This window comes from Veillonella parvula, from assembly GCF_048309325.1.
Classification (GTDB): domain Bacteria; phylum Bacillota; class Negativicutes; order Veillonellales; family Veillonellaceae; genus Veillonella; species Veillonella parvula_T.
The window spans coordinates 37,547-56,085 of record NZ_DBFBTX010000002.1; the positions used below are offsets into that span (position 1 = coordinate 37,547).

7 protein-coding genes are annotated in these 18,539 nt (G+C 40.3%); 1 reads left to right on the top strand and 6 read right to left on the bottom strand.

Going from position 1 to position 18,539, the window contains the following annotated elements:
• Positions 1–36 precede the first annotated feature (36 nt).
• The 3 genes from ACMKPP_RS00665 to ACMKPP_RS00675 all read right to left on the bottom strand — a co-directional run bounded on the left by ACMKPP_RS00665 (position 37) and on the right by ACMKPP_RS00675 (position 12,676).
• Entirely contained in the window at positions 37–8,445 is an 8,409-nt protein-coding gene (locus ACMKPP_RS00665) for a YadA-like family protein (protein WP_418369145.1), read from the bottom strand.
• A 516-nt stretch (positions 8,446–8,961) separates the two neighbouring features.
• On the bottom strand, positions 8,962–11,370 hold the full coding sequence (locus ACMKPP_RS00670) for an S-layer homology domain-containing protein (protein WP_418369146.1): 2,409 nt from the start codon (positions 11,368–11,370) through the stop codon (positions 8,962–8,964).
• 262 nt (positions 11,371–11,632) lie between these two features.
• Positions 11,633–12,676 carry an inverse autotransporter beta domain-containing protein gene (locus ACMKPP_RS00675; RefSeq protein WP_038125593.1) on the bottom strand — a complete coding sequence of 348 codons (1,044 nt, stop codon included), beginning with the start codon at positions 12,674–12,676 and terminating at the stop codon, positions 11,633–11,635.
• A 409-nt stretch (positions 12,677–13,085) separates the two neighbouring features.
• Here ACMKPP_RS00675 and ACMKPP_RS00680 point away from each other — a divergent pair, with 409 nt between their 5' ends.
• A complete protein-coding gene (locus tag ACMKPP_RS00680; protein ID WP_418369147.1) occupies positions 13,086–14,495 on the top strand; it encodes a YadA-like family protein in 1,410 nt (469 codons plus the stop codon).
• Between the two features lie 656 nt (positions 14,496–15,151).
• On the opposite strand, the gene ACMKPP_RS00685 is transcribed toward ACMKPP_RS00680, so the two are convergent.
• From ACMKPP_RS00685 to ACMKPP_RS00695, 3 genes are all read right to left on the bottom strand, one after another.
• Complete coding sequence (locus tag ACMKPP_RS00685; protein ID WP_418369148.1) at positions 15,152–15,478, bottom strand: Tat pathway signal protein; 327 nt, start codon at positions 15,476–15,478, stop codon at positions 15,152–15,154.
• 66 nt (positions 15,479–15,544) lie between these two features.
• Positions 15,545–16,621, bottom strand: coding sequence for an acyltransferase (locus ACMKPP_RS00690; protein WP_418369149.1), 1,077 nt, complete (start codon positions 16,619–16,621; stop codon positions 15,545–15,547).
• 517 nt (positions 16,622–17,138) lie between these two features.
• Positions 17,139–18,314, bottom strand: coding sequence for an O-antigen ligase family protein (locus ACMKPP_RS00695; protein WP_316057871.1), 1,176 nt, complete (start codon positions 18,312–18,314; stop codon positions 17,139–17,141).
• Positions 18,315–18,539: the final 225 nt, after the last annotated feature.

The window sequence follows — 18,539 nt, forward strand, 5'->3', positions numbered from 1 at the left end:
TTTCATATTCCTTACATAACAAGACTAAGAATTTTTTTATTTGGAAAGTCCTACTTGTTGCATCAACAATGCGATTTGAGCTTTCATTTCTTCATTATCGCGTTGTACTTGATCGTATTTAGCAGTTAACTCTAAGTCATGTTGTTTCATGCGTTCATTTTCAGCTTTTAACGCAGTCACTTCATCTTGCAATACATACGCAGAGCTGATAGGGCCTGCTTTATAGCGTGCTGGAATAGCTTTCTTAGCATCGGATGTACCAAATTTGTAGGATACACCCGCATTAATCATGTTGTCATGACCGCCAAGAGATACGCCCATATGGAACATTGTAGATTCATTAGTATAGTGTGCTACGCCTACAGCAGCAGCTGTACTGCCTTTGTAGTGGCCTACAGCAGCCAATACTTGCGTTGGTTCCAATGGATCATATTGTAAAGGTTTGAGGCCGGAAATAGCTGCACTAGTAGCACCTACATCAGCGATCTTACCATCCACACTACGCATAGCATTGCTCAATTGATTTACGTTAACCGCATCAGTGCCATCTACACCAGGGCCTACATTAGTAATTCTATTACCACCGTTATTGAGACCGTCTTTAGTAAGGCTTACAGCATTACCTTGAGCAGGTGTAATTGTCACGCCGCCACCGTTCATAACAGTCGTATTACCAGCAGCATCTGTAGTAGTTACGGACTCAAGACCTTTCAAGTCTTTCGCCAACTTGATGTTATAGCCATCACCAGCAGCGTTTTTCACAACACCAATATTGTTATCCGCTAAACGGTTCACATCCGCACCACCAGTAAGGTTCATAGTATCTCCCAATCCACGAACCACTTTACCGCTATCACCAGGTTGGTCACCTTGGAATACACGGCCTGTTCTTGCTTTGTTATTGAAGTCGTCATTAACAGCTTTCAATTGGTCTTCTGTTGCGGCACGACCAGGAACTGCTACAGGATTTTCAGGATCCCAAGTTTTGTTATCCAAACCTGTTACGAAGTTGCCTTCTTTACCGTCGGAAGTTTGTTTACCTACAACAACGTCGCCAGCTTTCACAGTATTTGCCGTTACGGAACCGTCATTGCCGTCAATCTTAACTTGATTACCGCCATTGCCAGCTGTAATCGTACCTGCAGAACCGTCGATGTTAACTTGTTTTGCTGGATCTTGACCAAGAGTGATCTTATCGTTCAAGGCCATTTTGATAGCGCCATTGTCCACGGAAGTTTTGATGTTGCCGTCACCTTTCAAGTCGATTGTCTCGCCAAGAGGTTTCTTCACGGATTGACCGTCTTCCGCTTTAAGTCCAAAGCCTGTGGATTTGATGTCTTCAATAGCTGTATGCAATTGACCGCCGTTTACAGCGTCCTTGCTACCAGCGCCAATAGTACCATCAGCCACATTAGTGATCTTCTTATCAGCCGCATCGATACCGTCTTTTGTTACCTTAGGACCATTTTCGATAGTCAAACCGTCTTTATTAACAGTAACTGCTTTGTTACCACCATCATTGATTTGCAATCCATCTTTAGTCAACTTGGTCGCTTCATTAGCGCCATCCTTGATAGTAACACCGTTTGTATCCATCTTAGTGTTGCCTGTAGTTACAGTCTTAGCAGTTACAGTATCTACAGTGATGTCTTTTTTCAATTCTACCTTAACAGCACCGTCGTCTACGGATGTTTTGATATTTTTGTCATCACCTTTAACCTTAACAGTTTCACCAAGAGCTTTCTTCACGGATTGACCGTCTTCTGCTTCAAGGCCAAAGCCTTTAGTTTTAAGGCTTTCAACAGCATCATGCAATTGACCGCCGTTAACAGCGTCTTTGCTATCTTTGGCAACCGTACCGTCTTGAACGTTTGTAACCTTCTTGCCTGCTGCATCGATGCCGTCCTTCGTCATAGATGGACCATCAGTAATCTTCACGCCGTCTTTTGTAACAGCTGTCAACGGATTACCAGCTGCATCATTGATAGTCATGCCTGCGCCGTTTACAACGGTTTTACCGTTTGCACCGTTAGCTCCGTTGTTGAAAGTAATGGAGTTCAAGTCTTTAAGGTCTTTTGCCAAACGAACATTGAGGATATTATTTTTGCTGATAACGCCAATATTGTTTTCAGTCAAATCAGCTTCGTTTGTTACGCCGCCCTTAATGTCCAATTGTTCATTAAGTTTTTTCTTAATCACATTACCGGAGTCACCACCGTATGCCATACCATCATCCTTGGTTGCCACTTGATGTGTCTTACCATTTTCATCAGTGTATTTAATACGAGTGATTTCGTTACCGTTGAGGTCCGGATCACCTTTTTCAACAGAAATATCAGCGCTACGGCCGTCTTTACCGTTGAGTCCGATGTGACCTACGCCGTCTTTACCAGAAATAGATACAGCTTCTTTGCCATCCTTACCAGTAACAGCTACCTTGCCGTCTGTACCGTTGTCAGGACCTGTAATGGACACGCCATCCTTACCATCTTTGCCAACCTTCACGGATTCAGCTTTAAGGTTTTTATTCATCTTCACATTGATAGTTGTATCACCAGATGCTGGATCTTGTGTGATGAAAGTTTTAAGGTTTTCACCGCTGTAATCATCGTCAGCTGCAGTGCCTTCACCTTTAATAGTCACTTTGGAGCCAAGCTTGTTAGTTTTTTCGCCGCCTTGGTTAGCATCGAATTTCAAACCTTTATTAGTCAATGCATCCGCACTATCTTTGATTTTGTCATTCAAGTAGTCCACATTAACCGCTTCGCTGCCATCGTTGCCTGTAGCATATGCCACATTCGTTACGTGAGTGCCACCTTGTTTGTTGTTATATGCAGGACCTTCGTAAGTTACCTTGGATTTATCAAGGTTACCTGTAGGATCCAAATCATACTTAACAGCGCGGTCATCCAATTTATCAAGTTTGGATTTAGAAGCAATGTCTTTGATTGTAACGGTTTCTGTTTTATCTGGATGATTCTTATCCTGTACAGTCAAGGCTACATCGCCATTCGCATCCACGGTATAGTCACCATTAGAGCCTGCCGCTTGATTTTTGATCAAACGATAATCAGTAGAGTTAGCACTTTGAGCATCCAACGCTTTTTTCAATTGATCTTCTGTTGCCGCACGACCAGATACAATCTTATTTGCATCCCAATCTTTATTATCAAGGCCTGTTACATAATTGCCTGTTTCGCTGTCGCCAGCTGTGTTGTTAACAGTTTGACCACCCATAGTAGCACCGCCTGCTTTCACAGTCTTAGCGGCTGTTACGGAATCAAGATTTTTAAGGTCTTTTGCCAATTGAAGTTCCAATTTGTCAGTGCCATCAGCTTTTACGTTGATGTTGCCAGATGCGCTCTTGAACGCTGCAGATTCAGCTTCAGTTACGCCTTCACCTTGTACTTTCACCAAGGAGTTCAATTTTTGTTTATTCACAGTACCAGAATTGTTACCAGTGAATTGTAAACCGTCCTCCATAGTCGCAACTTGGTGTTCGCCGTTGCCGTCTTTGTAAACGATACGTGTAAGACCGTTTGTACCATCAACACCTTTTTCACCTTTAACGCCTGTCGCAGAATCGTCGTAACCAGGTTTCACGGACAAGTCGATACCATTAGTACCATTCACGCCGTTCGTTCCAGCAGGACCTGTCAAGCCGATGTGGCCTACGCCGTCTTTACCGGAAATAGAAACTGCTTCTTTACCGTTTTTATCAGTAACAGCTACCTTGCCATCTGTACCGTTCGCTGTGTCAGGACCTGTAATAGATACGCCGTCCTTACCATTTTTGCCAACCTTCACAGATTCAGCTTTAAGGTTTTTGTTCATTTTCACGTCAATAGTCGTATTGCCTGTTGCCGCATCTTGATTGATGAAAGTTTTAAGATTTTCACCGCTATAATCAGCGTCAGCAGCAGTACCTTCACCTTGAATTGTAACAGTGGATCCTAACTTGTTAGTTTGTACGCCGCCTACATTAGCATCAAATTTAAGACCTGTATTAATAAGTTCATTTTTAGCATCATGTAATTGACCGCCGTTTACAGCATCTTTAGAACCAGCCGCTACGTTACCGTCTTTCAAGTTAGTAATTTTTGTACCGTTAGGACCTTCCAAAGTTACTGTGTCATGGCCTGTGTTACCGTCATATTTTACGGAACGATCTTTTACATTATCTAGTTCAGTTTTAGACGCAATATCCTTAATTGTTACAGTTTTAACATCACTGGATTTTTCGTCTTTTACCTTCAAGTCTACTTGATTGTTTTCAACCTTATAGGAACCGTCTACGGCGTTGTTCGGATTAGCAATTAAGCGATAATCCGTAGAACTTGCATTAGCCGCTTTCAAAGCATCACTAACCGTTTTTAACTGTTCTTCAGTAGCCGCACGGTTTGGTACATATACAGGATCTGCAATATTCCAAGATGTATTATCTAAACCTGTTACAAAGTTACCAGTTTGGTTAGCACCTTTGTTATCTGCTACCGTATGATTACCTACAGTGGCAGTGCCTGCTTTCACAGTGTCGGATGCCGTTACGGATTGCAAGCCGGTCAAGTTTTTCGCCAATTGCAATTGTAATTTTGCATTGCCATCAGCGCCAACAGCCGCAGAAGTAACACCAATATTATTGCCTGTAGCAAGATCGGAAGCACTTGTTACACCACCGTTGATGTCCACTTGTTTGTTAAGCTTAACATTAGATGTAGCACCCATGTCGCCTTTGAATTTAAGACCGTCGTTCAAAGTTGCCACTTCTTCGTTGGAGCCATCAGGTTTTTGGTATATAATACGTGTTGTAGTTGTGCCAGGAGCGCCGTCTACACCAGGTTGACCGTCACGAGTAACGGAAATGTTAGTTGTTACACCATCTTTACCGTTGATACCGATTTTACCGTCCTTACCGTTTGCACCAGTTGCAGTAATCGTTTCCACATTAAGGTTTTTACCAAGTTTCACATCAATTGTGCTATCGCCGTTAGCATCTTGAGAGATATCCGTAATGATATTAGAGTTATCCCCTTTAACTGCTACTTTGGAGCCCAATTTATTTGTTTTTTCGCCGCCTGTATTAGCGTCGAATTTAAGACCTTTATCAATAAGATCTTGTTTAGTTGTATCAATCTTATTGTTTAAATCATTTTTAGTATTTGTGATTTGGTCACCAAGATCCTGCTTAACTTGATGTAATTGACCGCCGTTTACAGCATCTTTAGAACCAGCCGCTACGTTACCATCTTTCAAGTTAGTAATTTTTGTACCGTTAGCACCTTCTAATGTTACTGTGTCATGACCTGTATTACCATCGTATTTCACAGAACGATCTTTTACTTTATCAAGCTCTGTTTTAGACGCAAGATCCTTGATTGTTACAGTGTTAACCGTACCGGATTTTTCGTCTTTCACTTGCAAATCAACTTTATTGTTATCAACTTTATAAGAGCCGTCTGCCGCATTGTTCGGATTAGCGATCAAACGGTAGTCCGTAGCACTTGCATTAGCCGCATTAGCCGCTTTTACAGCATCGCTGACAATTTTAAGTTGATCTTCTGTTGCCGCACGACCGGATACAAAAGTAGGATCAGTTAAAGTCCAAGATTTATTATCCAAACCAGATACAAAATTACCATTTTGAGTCGCTGACTTGTTGTCTGTTACAGCTTGGTTACCCATAGTAGCAGTACCAGCTTTTACAGTTCTTGTAGCAGTTACCGTATTAACATTGATATCTTGACCCAATGCAACCTTAATCGTTGTATCGTCGCCAGTTTGTGTAATTGTAGTGTTGATGTTAGTACCATCACCAGCTACTGTTACCTTGGAGCCTAATTTATTTGTTTTTTCGCCGCCATTATCCGCATCGAATTTCAAACCTTTATTAATAAGCTCTGTTTTTGTATCATCAAGTTCTGTTTTAGATGCGATATCCTTGATAGTTACAGTTTTCTTATTCGCAGGGTTTTTAGCATCTTGTACAGTTAAGTCAACTTTATTGCCAGATACAGTGTATGCTTTATCAGCAGCACTGCTGTTTTCAGTCAATTGGTAATCTGGAGCGTCTACGTCAACTTTATATGTTTTATATGTACCGTCAGTACCTTCTGTAATCGTTGTATTTTTACCAGCAACAACTTTTACTGCTTTTTGCGCTTCATCACGAATAACGGATTTACCATTGTCAGTAATATTGGACAAGTCTTTATTTGCCGCATTGTCGATTTTATTCTTAGTAGCATCAGTCAACGCCACATCGATTGTTTGGTTGTTAACAGATGTCGTAACATAAGAACCATCGCCTTTTACAGTCAATGTTTGGTTGTCCAATAAAACGTCATTGTTACCGCTGTTGCCGGCTACTTTCAAGTTAACATTGCGCAATTGTGCCACATTAACAGCATCAGTATCCGCAGTACCTGCAGCCACGTTTGTGATTTGACGAGTTTTCGTACCGCCGTCACCTACGGACACCGCACCCATAGTGGATGTCAACGCAGCGCCTGTCAATCCGCTATATCCGTTTGTACGGCTGTCTGCAGTTTTAACATTATAACCTGCTTTACCGGCCGCAACGGAAGCAACGGAATTCGCACCCAATGCAACGCCGTCATCTACGCTGGATTTTGCTTTATAACCGATAGCAGTACTGTTCGCATTAGCTGCAGTCGCATCAGCACCGACAGCTGTAGCGAAGTTACTTGCTGCAGAAGTACGTACACCGGCTGCTGTCGCATTATTGCCTGTAGCACCTGTGTTATCGTAGTTCGCATCAGCAGATGTGCCTTTAGCACTGAAGAAATTCGTTTGCGCCGCTTCAACAGCCTCTTTTACCGTATGGTATGTGCTGTTCTTGATATTGAAATCAGGCGCTTTATATGTAGAACCATTCGCTTCATAGCCCGTATAAGTAGGACCTGCGATGGATTTTGCCAAGTTACTGTTTACAAATTTTAATTGTTTAACATTTGTTGCGTCAGTATCGTTTTCACCACCTGCCACGTTGATGATACGGCGTTCAGAACCTACGTTACCTACTGCAACTACACCGTTTGCAATATTGTTATTTTGTTGGTTAGTGAAAGCAGAGTAACCATTAACCAAGGCACCTCTTACTTCCGTACCAGTACCCAATGCCAAGGAATTATTGGATTCTGCAACGGCATTTGTACCGATAGCCATGGAGTTAGTACCTGTAACAGTAGCACCAAGACCGATAGCTGTCGTATTAGTATTGTTTGCTTTCGCTTCTTTACCGATTGCAATGGCACCATCTTTAGAGGCATTAGCCGCACCGCCAAGTGCAAGCGCATCAGCACCCAAGGATTTTGCATTACCACCTAATGCGATAGAGTTCGATAATTTAGCTTGGGAAGAACTACCCATAGCGATAGCATCAGCACCAGCAGCATTAGAGCTACTACCCATGGCAAAGCTGCTTACACCACTTGCATTGGCACTTTTACCCATCGCTACCGCATTTTGTGCGGATGATTGCGCCGTATTACCGATAGCAAAGGCATTCTCTGCACTAGCATTAGCACTATAACCCATAGCTACCGCATTAGCGCCACCAGTACTGGATGAAGAACCGAATGCCATAGAATCATCTGCACCAACTGCAGTACGAGCTTTTGTACCGAAAGCAAGAGAACGAGCCCCTTCTGTTACGGTATTACCATCGCCATTATATTTAGCACTTGGAGTACCATGTTGTTGACCAGGTAATTTTATAGTTTCTGCCGCACCAATTGCGATAGATTGATCCGCTTTTGCTGTAGCGGAGTAACCCATGGCAAAACTACCATTACCCTTTGCCCAGGATGCAGTACCCAATGCTGTGGAGAACTCACCTTCTGCGGCAGATTGACGCATCATAGCCAAGGAGTTAAATCCGCTCGCCTTTGTAGCTGTACCAAGAGCCATAGCAGATGGTGATAAAGCCTGAGCATAATGACCTAAAGCAAAAGAAATACCACCTGTGGCCTGAGCATAGTTACCGATAGCTAAACCGGAATAATAAGTTGGATTACCAGCTTCCTGAATATTTGTATTTTTACCGATAGCAATGCCAGCAAAACTATTTTCTGTATAGTTACCTCTATCTGTACCATTGTACAAATGACTGTTATCAAATGGTGTCAGGTTCCCAGGGTTTTGATAATTGTATAAATAACTACCTTCACTATAAACTACATTACCAGTAGCATAACCAGCGCCATTTACATCATTAATCGTCATAGCAGTATATGTAGCAGCATTAACTGTAGTAATATTACCACCCATTAATAATGCAGCCACCGCCATGATTGCACTCATGCGTGCCCAGGTTGTACCGTTTTGTACGGATTTCACCTTACCGCCACCTGTTTTTACAATTTCAGATACTACAACGTAGCATTTTTTTGTCTTACTCCAAATAACATTATAAATTCGATTCATGATTATCCTTTCTTACCGAAAACTCAGTAAAACACACCACTTGTGTTGCATAATATTGCAAAGATAATAAAAAGAAGAAGTATAAAGATTAATCATCATCTACACTTCTTACAACAAATATTAGTATTCCAAATTACGATCTGAATACTATAATTATTCATGATTCTTCATCATATACTCATCCACGGCAATACAATATCAAAAAATTTCTATCTTGTAAACAACTTTTTTCATCTTTTCTTCATTTTTGTCGTTTATTTATTTCTAATTTAATACTTTTTAATTCTAAGAAATAAAATCTTCATCTTTCCTATCAAAATTTACGATAAATCCACATATCGGAATATAACGATTATTGTAATTACGTAATCAATTTCATATTTTTAGACTTTTCAGTTTAGTACTTTCATAGATAAGATAATTTTATATACAGAAAAATTATCACCTACAGGTACACGAAAAAGCCGAGGCCCTAGAGCCTCGGCTTTCACAATATAAATCATATATATAAGTATTCTATTTTTTATTGACCCTTACACGTTCAATAGTCGGTTGTCCTTCATGATTCTTGGCAATAGTATCCACACGGAATAACGCCATTTCAGGACCAAATTCAGATACGAGTCGATCATCGACAGCAACACCGTTTTGAATAGCTCGGTACACAATTTGAGCAAATTCATAACGGGTCAACATACGGTCTCCTCCGAATGTACCATCAGGATATCCTTCTACAAGACCACGTCGAGATAGATCGCTAACCGCCGCATATGCCCAGTGATTATTCGGCACATCAGGGAATAATGTGCTGCGGTCTGCTTTCATATTCGTTCCGGCCAATCCATTCAAAAGAGCAGTCAACTTTTGAATCTGCACATTTTGTACCGCTACAGTTTTCTTAAGCTCCAAAACTTCCTTACCAATAGCTACACGAGAACGGGATACATTACTGTGAGCACCTACTTTCACGGACATACCAGCATTCACAACCGTTTCGCCATTACCAACAGTAGATCCTACACTAAATTGCAAGTCCTCATTTGGTCTGTAGAAAGCCCCCAATGCTGCGGCATTGCCATCATGGTAGTGGCCATACCCAGCAGCAAAGTCCCATTTTGCATCAGGGTCGAAATCCAATGGATGCAAGGCAGCAAGTGCGGCCGCTCCGGCCACGGATTTGTTAACCTTTTTATCGAGACGAGCTACATTCCGCCCCATATTGGTTACATCCTGCTTGATATTAGTAATGTCACCTTGAATATTGGTTACATTCTTTTTAATATTGGTCACATCACCTTGTATATTGTTAATATTTGTCGTGTTATTTGTAATCTGATTCGTTATATCGTCAGATAGGCTTACCTTATAATCCTTAGTAGTTCCGTTCGTCGTAGTTGTCACATTAATATGCTTACCTGCACTGACGGTAGTGGAACCGTTCGCATTCACTTGATTTTGCAACTTTTTGAGCTGTGCCACATTCACCGCATCCGTATCCTTTGTGCCGGCTGCTACGGATGTAATCTGACGCGTAATATTGTTATTTGCATCACCGACAGATACGGCCGATTTAGTCGCCTTCCACGTAGAATCCGTATTCGTGGACTGTGCCTTTGTACTCGGATCATACCCAACGGATCCAGCTGCCACAGTAGCCTTCGATTCACTGCCCAATGCAACGCCGCCCTCTACGGTTACATTCGTATTATGTCCGACAGCGACCGCATTATTAACAGATGTCGTAGTCTTGCTGTCTGTAGAACCGATAAGAACCGCATGATTGACATCTTTTACCTCACGATTATCCCCCATCACAAGACTGTTCTTAGAATTAGTCACCGTATTTTCAGACCCTATTACGGTCGTATTGGACACCTTATCCGCCGTATTGTGAAAGCCCGTCAACATGGTATTCTCACTTTCTTTGCCTTGAGAGCCGGTCAATGTATTATTGACACCCATAAGTGCGGAGCGAAATGTATAATCCGCCTTATTACCGCTACCAAATGCCATAGTAGAACCGCCACCATTAGAATTTTTGACAGCAGAACGTAATTTCTCAGCTAGTTCTTTAGCGGAATTACCTCCCGAACTTGGCGCTGAAATATCGGCTACAGAATTCGTTATTTCATTCCCAGCACCAAAAACGAGAGATCCATTGGAGTTAAAGGTTCGATTGGCAGTGCCTACGATACTATTTGCAACCCCAGAGTATTGAGAGCTAGCACTTGCCGATTCAATACTATTTAAAGACCCTGTAATAGTAGCACCAAAATTCTTAGTGGCATCAGCGGTAGTGGTAGGATAACCTGAAGAGGCAATCGAATAAGCCCCTACAATAGAAGAAAACAAACCATTAGAATAACTATTCGCTCCTATAGTTGTGGAAAATAAATGTCCATTATTATTTTTGGTATTAGAACTATCTACATCCACATCACCTAATTTTCCTTTATAATTATGGGTCCCCAACATAATACTTCCAGAACGAGCATAGGTGTTTTGACCAATAGCCATTCCGGTTACCATCTTTTCAGGATTTTTTGGGAGCCCGAAAGGTATACCAAAAAGATTTTTGTATCCAGCCTGATTAAAATCAAACGCTCTTTCCATTCCGCCTACCATATTTTCGACGAATGAATTCGCACCTATGGCAATGCCGCCACCTTGATCAATATAATTATTAATATGTGCCTTTCCACCAATTACAATATCACCTGTGGACGGCTGTCCGACACCACCCGAATACTCTATAGTAGCCCCTTTACCAATGGCTACGTTTTCCGCCTTTGGTGCATTGCTACCCGTACCGATGGCTACACCGTTACCGCTACCCGGTGCCACATCCACCGCTCCGGCCACATATAGGCTCGATAACAACACACCATTAATCAACACCGATAATATAAGTTTACGCTTGCTCATTTTATCCTCTCCAATCCCTAATGAATTCCACGTGTAACTTATTCTTCATTATATTTTCATGAATATTGTGCCACTCTTTTTCTATTTTGTAAACAAAATAAATTTTTATGAATTAATGTATAAAAAAAGGAACTGTCTTTTCATATCAGATGACAATCATCTGATATGATAAAACAGCTCCCTATGTTGCTTTTATCTAAAAAATAAATATGGATTCTTATGCTACTTTTATCAAAATAATAAATATATATATATCAATCTATCAATCAACGTGCACCGTATGTTGGCGGCGCACATTTTCTAGCATATTCGCACGAACCGATGCTTTTGCATCCGATCGATGGTTACCACCAAACCATGCCGTATCAACCCCGGCTAGACGGAACATGATTTTTCCGTACGGACTGCCATGCTCATGCTCGGGCTTATTATAGCCCATGTCCACGGAAATCCTCGGCGTGAGCTGCAACTCCGTACCGATACGCAAGCCATGCTTATCCTCACTACGCCGCAACTGCCAACGATAGGCTTCCATGTACACGCGCGCCCAACGGGCATTCTTAAAGCTAGTCCCATATTCCGCAGTATATCCGTTAGACACGCTCTCCAAGCGTGTCGCACCGTCAAGGGAACGCTCGCTGGACACACCGCGATACCAGTTCATGCGAAATGCACCGATACCCGATACATACTCCAGCCCGACACTCATGCGACTGTGATTACCTCTGAACCGATGGTCATAAAACAGATTACCACCGTAATAATGGTCATCGTTCGCTGCGATTCGGCGATAGCCGATACCCACATTCGCCGTCGTTCCTGTATCCGCTGCATTCGCCAACCTCTCCTGTGTAAACCACACATGACGAGATGTCTCATCATAGTAACCTAGTGGTTGCAATGTTTCCACACCGTACAAGGGCTTCCAGTTTTTCTGAAAGCGCAATGACACGACGGTTCTCTGCATCCACGGTTTTGCCTTCGATCCGTGCATTGCGGAATGAACACCAGTCATAACCACCGCCTGCAACGCAGAGTTGACTGCATCCGTATCGGAATAACGAGTCGTCTTTTTATCTGTGGAGTCCGGCATCTCCAATCCGCCCTGACCGATGACATGATCTGGAGTATGAGACGAATTAACATGGAATGTATCTGAGTCGTCAGATAAGGCGACCGTACTTTCACTATGAACTTGTTTTACCCTAGTCCCCTGTATAGGCTGCTCTGCTTTACTTACCTGCTCCCCCGATACAGGCATGACAAACATATAAAGGGCACTCATCAACACGATTATATATTTCATTACACACTCTTACGTACAAACACACTTTTCATTACGCACATAATTATTTATTTAATTATGTACTTAATACGTCATTACACACGCCGATGACTCATGATTTTATCATGAACAAAACATGAAATTATTTCTATTTTATATAAATATATAGAGGCTTGTCAATGCATATAGAATGCAATTTATACATATAAAATGCTAGAATACAATTTATAGAATAAATAAATATTTAAATTTTATAAATATGTGTCAAAGGTTTCTTATTAACTATAAATACCTATAGAATATATTGTATATTTATTGAATTTATATGAATATTCTATTTACAATATACCTTTTTGGTATTATAGTAGCCATGTAAGTCTTTTTATGAAAGTTTTGTGAAAGTTTGTTTGTACACAAAGGAGTGTATACGATGAGTAAGAAACGTTTTGTATTAGCAAGTGTTGTAATGGTAGCTTTATCCACCACAGTTTATGCGGCGCCGGTCAATATCGTTGATAACAACGGTAACATCGGCAAGGAAGGTCAAACTTTCACCGCAGGAACAGGCGGTAACATCACCCTCGGTGAGAATGCCGGTGCGGCGAACGGCAAGGGTAAGAATGTTAATGCGCAAGGTAATAACATAGCCTTAGGTGCAGCTGCTGGGGCCGGCTCATCAGGCGGCGGCAATATCAACCTTGGGGCGAAGTCCTTCCGAGGCAGTACTGGCGATTTTAACGTAACCGTCGGTTTCGCCGCAGGTAATGCAAGCCAGTTGACGAACTCCATTGTCATGGGGACTCAATCAGGGGAAAACTCCGCAGGTGATAAAAACGTGTGGATTGGTAATTTTCAAGGTGCTAACAGTAAGGCCAGCAATTCTGTAGCCATCGGCTCGAATTCAACAGTAAACGGTCAGTTCGACCTTGCCGTAGGGCATTATGTGAATGTAAATGCCGCAAAAGGTTTGGCTGTAGGCTCTTATAATACACTATCAGAGAAAGCGACCGCATCCGGTGTATTCGGCCAGGGCGAATACGGTAAAACAGCTATTGATGCAGCCAATTCTTACAGTATAGGTAATTACAACCACATTTCTGGAGAAAACACCTTTGTTCTCGGCAATAATGTGACTACCTCTCTAAAAAATGGCGTTGTCCTTGGCAATGATTCCGCTGACGGCGATGTAGTCGGTACAGCAAGCCATACCTTTGAAAATGGTACTACCGTCAACTATGCCGGCACCGCCCCTGTATCAACAGTATCCGTAGGGGCTAAGGGCAAGGAACGGACGATTACCAATCTCGCAGCAGGTCGCGTGAGTGCTACCTCTACAGATGCGGTCAACGGATCCCAACTCTACGGCGTTCATCAAATGATTGATACCCTTGGTAAAAGTACAAGTCAACAGCTTAATAATTCTATTAGCACTATTGAAAAATCTGTACAACATGTATCTCAAGAGGTACAACGTGTTGAATCGGAATCCAATAAAGGTGATGCTCGTGCCGCTGCATTAGCTGCATTACATCCATTACCATATGATCCGGATAATCGCGTTCAATACATGGCGGGCTACGGTCATTATAAAAATGCAAATGCAGTAGCTCTAGGTGTAGGCTATTATCACAAAGATAATCTTTTACTCACCACAGGGTTTACAATGAACAATCACGTTATGGCCAATGTAGGTATCACCTATAGACCAGGAAAATCTTTGTCTACTGCTATGTCCCCTGCCTCTTATAACGCACTAGAACAACGCGTACAAGCATTAGAAGCTCAAAATAAAGATCTACAAGAAACAGTAAAACGCTTAGTAGAGAAACTTGAAAAATAATAAGATCCCTTTATGGTAGTCCTATGACTACTTTCACAAAAACACACTAAAACCAAAAAGCTGTACACACAGTCGATTTTTGAACCACCTTTGATGTTACATTCGTTTTGACATCAAAGCCGTTTAGTCTAATCTATGTATGTACAGCTTTTATGATTATTTATATGTAGTTATTATAATAATGTATTTCATCTCAATTTGACGATATATATTTTTATCCCTATAATATAGGTAGATAGCCAAGCGAGTAGTCACGTCGGGCTCATCTCGAAACTTAATAGAAATTAGGAAATGGCCTTTTCGTTTTATCTAGCTACCAAGCGGTAACGAAGGGCTATTTGCTTTTTCCAAAACAAATAAGTGCTACTAGTGCTCCGAAAGCGATGACAACAGCCATTACTTGAAGCAGGAGCATGATTAGTTCATAATCACTCATAGACACCCCTCCCTTCATTAACGAAGAGAGGCCCAACCTCGCTGACTATCCTAATCCAATTATATATCGAACATATAAGCGAGTCCATAAGAATCTATAAATAGAAATATACAAAAATATATAATAAAAAGCAAAAGAAAAGGCAGAGATTATATAACATGTCCTCCATTACTAGATGTTCAGTAATGGAGGACATATCAATAATTCCTGCCTTTTTTGTTTATCTACGGGCCACGCGCATGGCTGCCATCATGCCTGGCGACTTCCATACGGATTGGCCATTATCTGATACGAGTTTATTATTATCGTAAAATACGTCTGCATTGTAATAATTGTCATCACTAGATGTTACTTTATAGCTAAGACCTGCCGTTGTGTACACCGTAAAGTTGAGTATATCCCCCACTCGCTTTACAGAGTCTTGATCTACATACCAGCTATTACCGAGATATGTCGTAGCATACACATCTTGACGAGCTTCTACATCGTTTGTGCTAATGCCAATTAATACAAGCAACGCCGCTAACAGATATAAGAATTTACGCATTATAATTACCTCCCGTTTTATGGTAAGAATACTTATATATTATACCAAAAAACACCGATAATCGCATTATAATGGCAGTACTTTCTCAACCCTTGACTGAATTCGCTCGAGGCTCGGCGTGATTGCTTTCATCACAGGTTTTTCTATGAAAGCTAACCGCACATAGTCTACAATCATACCGATAACAAAAATAAGCGCCACTACAAGAATTGCATACAGAGGTAATAGTATTGAATCATAGTACTGATACGTTGCCAATACATTATCCCACATGTAATGAAGGAATAGCTTATTATCATGCAATAGGTATATGCCAAAGGTAGTAGATGCTACCGCATTGATCCAAGGGTGATAAGTGATCTTTGCTTTCAAAAAAATAGTAAATAACCCAATACCTAATAGCAATTGAAAGAAGCCATAATCATTTTGCGTAAAGTAGAAAATCTGTTTCATATACGCTGGATTCGTCATGGCTAGTACATCGACAAAGATGTCCCCTAGAAAGGCCCCTACAAAGCCTATGGCGCTAAATATAATACCTATTTTCTTTGTTATATGTGAGCCGTACAGCTTGATGTACGCCCCCATCGAATAGAATACGACAAAGGAAAAGATATGTTTGAATCCAAAGGTGGTATGCGGTACATTAGGCCACAAATTCAATGCCGTCGGTATTAAGAACCAAATTACCGTGGAAACCACTAGAAGCATAACGTAGTATTTACGCTGTAGCCAACGAAGTACTCGATTAATAACAGGCGTTAATAAATAGAGTACTAAAAAGTTCTGGGCGAACCAACTCATGGCACCAATGGGCAATAAAGCGAGCATCATATTCCTTGACGTCACCGTATCGAGTCCTAAACCCATAGCCACGCCGAACATAGCAATGCTATAAAACCATATTTGCCCTACTAACTTCACAAACTTGTGCAGCTTAAAACTACTAGAAACCATAAAATAGCCTGTTATCATAACAAAGGCAACTACACCAGCCTTGCCTCCAAGTCCAAATACTTGGAGAAACACCTTATTAAACGTTAAATCTGGTGTAAAGGGGAAACAACCGTGCACGCTAAAATGATGCATAATAATTAGTATCATCAAAATGATACGCAACAATTCAATATTGCTCGCTCTCATTCTCTATACCTCATATTCTTCCTCTCAAACTATATGAATACTACGCCAACTGGTAACTACCATGATGACTTGTATACATCATAAAATACATGAAATATATGAGAATGTTGTGACAAATTTTACACATAAAAAAGGCAGCTGATTATACACCAGCTGCCTTTTTATTAAGCTATACTTATTACGATAATAATTAATGTACAAAAAATCAGCATTTTGTACATCAATCTACTATTTAGAAAAGTGATGTTCAAAAATCCTTACTTTTGAACATTAATTTACTAAGGCTTGTTATTTATCAATACGATAAACATCCTCTTTGAACAAGTGAATCCCTATTTAGATTATAGTCATACCACGTACATATTAGAAAAGTCATCTAATCAACTAATACTTTTTGGCAATCGTATTTTCATTTTCCTACCACTTATAAGCTCCTCTATTATTAATTTCTTGATAACAGCACATTTCTTTATCGTATCAAAAATTGTAGCAAACATAATACCTGTACATATACAATTTATATGTTACTATTCTCATAAAATTTAATATAACAAATCAAAATTCCTACAAGGGTTGGATACGCTAATATAAATTCATTACTCATAAAGCATACAATCTGACCAAAGAATGCTACTAATAAATAAACTAACGTCGGATTTTGTATATGTCGTCTAATTCTATATGTTTTATATAAAATATATAAAATTGGTGTAATAAATAATAGTTCCCCTATAACACCAAACCAAGCCAATATAGCTGCAAATTCGTTGAGTACAGGGTATTCAAACGCTAAAAACCCTTTTCGTAACACATCCTCTGTCCATTGCTTAACCTCTCCACTATCTTTAGCAAAATCCGGGAATCGATCCACCATATAGTTAGAATGCAAACCTCTACCAACACCAAACAAAGGGTAATCTAGACCTACTTTAAACATAGCTACCGTATTACCAAATCTTGCTGAGTTAGACCGTGAGCTCGCATTACTAACAGATTTAACATTACTATCAATATAGTTATCTAGCGCTTTTTCTACCGATACAGCTTTAGAGGTTTCATCAACAGTGTTTATTTCTGAAATACTTGCTCTAATAAGAGGGCTCGCCACGGAGTCTCCCATAATGACAAACGAATAACTTAATACACTAAGACCTACGGTGAATAAACAGATTTTCCACCAAGACGTATACCTAAATACAAGACTGAGCAGTACAAATGTAACCAATTCAAATAGATAGATAACTACACCAGTTCTTGCTTTGGTTAAGAAAATCATAGAAATCAATAGAAATGCTAATACAATATCAAGTTTATTTTTGTCACTCACATAATGAATACCTAACAATGGAGCCAAGAATACGCCAATCATACTAAAATAGGATGGTTCCAATGCAAGGCTTCTAAGTTGGCCTGGCCATAATTCTGGAGGCCACCACCCACTTTGTACAACAGGATCATATAAGCTATTATTAATAGTTACTAGTATACTAGCTAAATAATCCGAACCACTCCATAGCCAAGAAACCTCTATAATAGAGTAAGCTATACATAGAATTGTTAATATTCGTGAAGCATTAACAATGGTATCAAGGCCTTTTTTATAATCATCTTTATAAAGATTAAAAATAATTAAGAATAAACCAATTAATGGGAATATAAAGTTTCTGAATAAATACCAAACTAAGGACACCATCAACTTTACTTGTAGAACAAATTCATTACCTACAAATGAAGGGAATAGAGTATATAATTTTTGGACAACGGATGTATTGATTAAGTACGTATAAATTACAGTATCGTAAAAAGGAAAAGAAAATACCCCCAATATAGTACAAAAAACAATCCAAACGACAGATATTATAAAATATAGTTTAAATGGAACCTCTGTCTTCTTTTTCCATATGCTATACACAATAAA

Bases quoted from the DNA above. Each gene is read 5' to 3' on its own strand.
- ACMKPP_RS00665 (WP_418369145.1), bottom strand. From the start codon at position 8,445: ATGAATCGAATTTATAATGTTATTTGGAGTAAGACAAAAAAATGCTAC.
- ACMKPP_RS00670 (WP_418369146.1), bottom strand. From the start codon at position 11,370: ATGAGCAAGCGTAAACTTATATTATCGGTGTTGATTAATGGTGTGTTG.
- ACMKPP_RS00675 (WP_038125593.1), bottom strand. From the start codon at position 12,676: ATGAAATATATAATCGTGTTGATGAGTGCCCTTTATATGTTTGTCATG.
- ACMKPP_RS00680 (WP_418369147.1), top strand. From the start codon at position 13,086: ATGAGTAAGAAACGTTTTGTATTAGCAAGTGTTGTAATGGTAGCTTTA.
- ACMKPP_RS00685 (WP_418369148.1), bottom strand. From the start codon at position 15,478: ATGCGTAAATTCTTATATCTGTTAGCGGCGTTGCTTGTATTAATTGGC.
- ACMKPP_RS00690 (WP_418369149.1), bottom strand. From the start codon at position 16,621: ATGAGAGCGAGCAATATTGAATTGTTGCGTATCATTTTGATGATACTA.
- ACMKPP_RS00695 (WP_316057871.1), bottom strand. From the start codon at position 18,314: ATGGTGTCCTTAGTTTGGTATTTATTCAGAAACTTTATATTCCCATTA.